Source organism: Fulvivirga aurantia, assembly GCF_009711475.1.
Lineage (GTDB): Bacteria > Bacteroidota > Bacteroidia > Cytophagales > Cyclobacteriaceae > Fulvivirga > Fulvivirga aurantia.
The window spans coordinates 1-3439 of sequence record NZ_SMMD01000509.1; the positions used below are offsets into that span (position 1 = coordinate 1).

2 protein-coding genes are annotated in these 3439 nt (G+C 40.5%); both read right to left on the reverse strand.

The window, feature by feature from the left end:
* Window positions 1-464: 464 nt before the first annotated feature.
* Complete coding sequence (gene ftsZ, locus E1176_RS03780) at window positions 465-2030, reverse strand: cell division protein FtsZ (RefSeq protein ID WP_155209239.1); 1566 nt, start codon at window positions 2028-2030, stop codon at window positions 465-467.
* A gap of 93 nt (window positions 2031-2123) precedes the next feature.
* Window positions 2124-3428 (reverse strand): cell division protein FtsA, encoded by a 1305-nt coding sequence (gene ftsA, locus E1176_RS03785; protein ID WP_155209240.1) that lies wholly within the window; start codon window positions 3426-3428, stop codon window positions 2124-2126.
* Between the last annotated feature and the right edge of the window lie 11 nt (window positions 3429-3439).

Here is a 3439-nt window from a genome sequence, read left to right on the forward strand (position 1 = left end):
CCTAATCTTGGGTCAGAGCTATTTTCCATCCATTGATATGGATCCTCAACCTTTTCTTTAAAATACTCATTGATTGTTGAATCCTTAGGTGTCTTTGGATAGTCATATTCTTTTTGACCGTAGCACGTTACAGCGTATAATGACAGGATTATAAAAAACAAATTCCTCATAATTATTAAAGCTCCTGAATTTGAAAATATTTTAGAAATTAAAACCCTTGAAAGTAATTATAATAATTTCTGCAGGCAAATACGGAAACCGTCAAAAAAATACAATTCTAAATAAAAAAACTCCCGGGGCGCACCCTCGGGAGTCTGTAAAAAATTTGACATCACAGCACCGGCCAAAAAATTACAACCAACAACCACTACGAATTGGAGTAAGCCGGTTTAATAATGCTGTAAATGTCAACCAGAGTCTTTATTAAAAAATTGCATTAATATTGATCTGTTTTGAGACTATCGTTAGTCTACATTATCGTGTAAAAACTTATTATTACCCAAAATCTGATTGTCATCATTTAGGTTGTACTTCGATACATGAGGCTCAGAAGAATGTGGCACATTTTGCAGTCTCACATCCTTTCTCAAATAAGCAGGAACATCTAAACGCTCCTTAAACTCATCTGTTGACATATGGCCTTTATTGATACCTTTTAGTCTCTGTACTCTTTCTTCAGCCTGCTTTCTCAACCGATCCTGGGTATCTCTGACGTCCATCATACCATCAGCATTGATCACCTGATCGCTATCACTACCTTCTATTTCGAACTCATCATCTAAGCCAAACAAATCATCATCATGATTATTTGTATTTTGATTGTTTTGAGGCTCATTAGTCGGCTCGCTTTGATTTACGCGTGTGGTGAAAGAATAGCCTCTTTCTTCCAGAGGTTCGCTATTGCTACTACCCACATTTCGGCTCGTAATTTCATCTCTCGAGCTATTTACAGAGTTATCAGACTCAAACATGGTAATTTGCTTGTTTGAGTCAAGATCGTAAACTCTCTTACTTTCCTCTTCTTTCTCGATATTCTCACGCTTTCTAGCCTGCTGATACTCATCAAAGCCAGTGGCAATCACTGTTACTCTAATACTATCATCGAGGTCAGGATCAACACCGTGACCAAATATTACTTCAGCTTCGTCACCAGCCTGATCCTGGATGTACTCTGTAATTTCAGTAAGCTCATCCATTTGCAGCTCAGCCTGCTCACCTGATATGATGCTAAGCAAGATCTTCTGAGCACCTAAAATGTCTTTATTATCTAGTAAAGGAGAAGCTAACGCCTCTTCAGCTGCGCGTTGTGCTCTGTTCTCACCTTTGGTAGTCGCAGATCCCATTACGGCTGCTCCGGCATCAAGCATTACAGTTCGCACATCCTGGAAATCGACATTTACATATCCCGCAACTGTAATAATTTCGGCTATACCTTTAGAGGCAGTTGTTAGAATATTATCGGCCTGAGCGAAAGCATTACCTATCGATAAGTTTCCATGAATTTCTCTCAACTTATCATTGAGTATGACAAGCACAGTATCACAACTTTCTTTTAAGGCTGAAATTCCTAACTCAGCTTGTTTTGATTTTTTCTTACCTTCAAAGCCGAATGGAGCGGTTACGATACCTACCGTAAGAATGTCCATTTCTTTTGCGATCTTGGCAATTACTGGAGCGGCACCTGTACCGGTACCTCCTCCCATACCTGCTGTGATAAATACCATTTTAGTATCTGTACCAAGCAGATCTCTAATATCTTCTTTACTTTCTAAAGCGGCATTTTTTCCTACTTCAGGATTGGCTCCGGCACCCAGACCTTCAGTAAGATTTGTACCTATCTGTAGTTTGTTTGGTACTACGCTGCTTTTTAGCGCTTGAGAATCGGTATTGCAGACAACAAACTCTACATCTTTGATTCCCTGGTTAAACATGTGATTAACGGCATTGCTACCTCCACCACCGACTCCGATCACCTTTATGATCGATTTGTGGTGTTTGGGGATTTCGAATTTATATGCGTTTTCAGACATAACAATATTTTTTTAGTGGTTTCAATTAGTATTGAGGGTTTGAGTGCTTAGTTGAATATTTCTCATTCCTAAACTCTCAATTCTCAAAGCTATTTAGTAATCGTTTTTACCATCAAGGTCATCTATCAATAACCCTTTGGTCTTGTTAAGGATCTTTGCGAAAAAATCACCTTTTACAGCCTCTTTTTTACGCGCTATTACCTTTCCACTTTCTTTTCTCTCTTTGTAGATATTTTCTCTCTCATCGATTGCTCTGAAACCAGAAAGAACCAAACCTACTGAAGTGGCATACATCGGACTCTTCACTGCATCTACCTTGCTTTTGCCAAGGTGCTCGTTAGGGTATCCGATCCTCGCATCCATTCCACTCATGTACTCCACGAGTTGCTTTAAGCAGCCCAACTGAGAGCCACCACCTGTTACTACTATGCCTCCGGCTAGTTTATTTTCAAATCCGGAAGTGATTATTTCTGTATGGGCCAACTCGATGATCTCCTCCATTCTGGCTTCGATAATGTGTGCCAGGTTCTTAACAGAAATCTCTTTTGGAGCCCTATTTCTTATGCCGGGAATTGAAACGATTTCGTTTGGACTGGCCTCCTCGGCTATGGCTTTACCAAATTTTGTCTTCAAAGTCTCGGCCTGGTGCTGCATCACCATACAGCCTTGTTTGATATCAGATGTAATGATATTGCCTCCGAAAGGAATGACAGCGGTGTGTCTTATGATATTGTCATGGAAAATGGCGATGTCGGTCGTACCGCCTCCAATATCAACCAGGCAAATGCCTGCTTCTTTTTCCTCTTCACTCAAAACAGCCATGCTCGATGCCAATGGCTCGAGGATCAGATTCTCAATTTCGAGACCTGCTCTTCTTACACATTTATTGATATTATTGATCGCGTTTGTCTGTGCAGTAATTACATGAAAATCGGCCTCTAATTTAACACCCGACATACCCACCGGGTCTTTAATGCCATCTTCGTAATCTACTGTATAATCCTGAGGCATAACATGTATAATCTCGCTACCAGGAGGTATTACGATTCTATACATATCGTTGGTAAGCCTATTTACATCTTCCACAGTAATCTCGTCATCATTAGAAGATCTGGTAATGCTTCCATGATGAATTGAGCTTTTTATGTGTTGGCCTGCGATACCTACATTTACTACTCTGATGTCGATGCCTGACTGGTCTTCGGCTTCTCTTACGGCTTTTTCGATGGCGTTAACCGTTTTGTCAATATTGGTTACTATCCCGCGGATCACACCGTCTGATTCGGCTTTACCCATGCCAAGGACCTCCAACTTGCCAAACTCATTTTTCCGGCCGACTATCGCACAAATCTTTGTTGTGCCTATGTCAAGACCGACTACGATTTTGTCATTTTCCATGGTTGTGTTTT

Excerpts from the sequence above, each read along its gene's own strand:
- ftsA (WP_155209240.1), bottom strand. The coding sequence starts at position 3,428 with ATGGAAAATGACAAAATCGTAGTCGGTCTTGACATAGGCACAACAAAG.
- ftsZ (WP_155209239.1), bottom strand. The coding sequence starts at position 2,030 with ATGTCTGAAAACGCATATAAATTCGAAATCCCCAAACACCACAAATCG.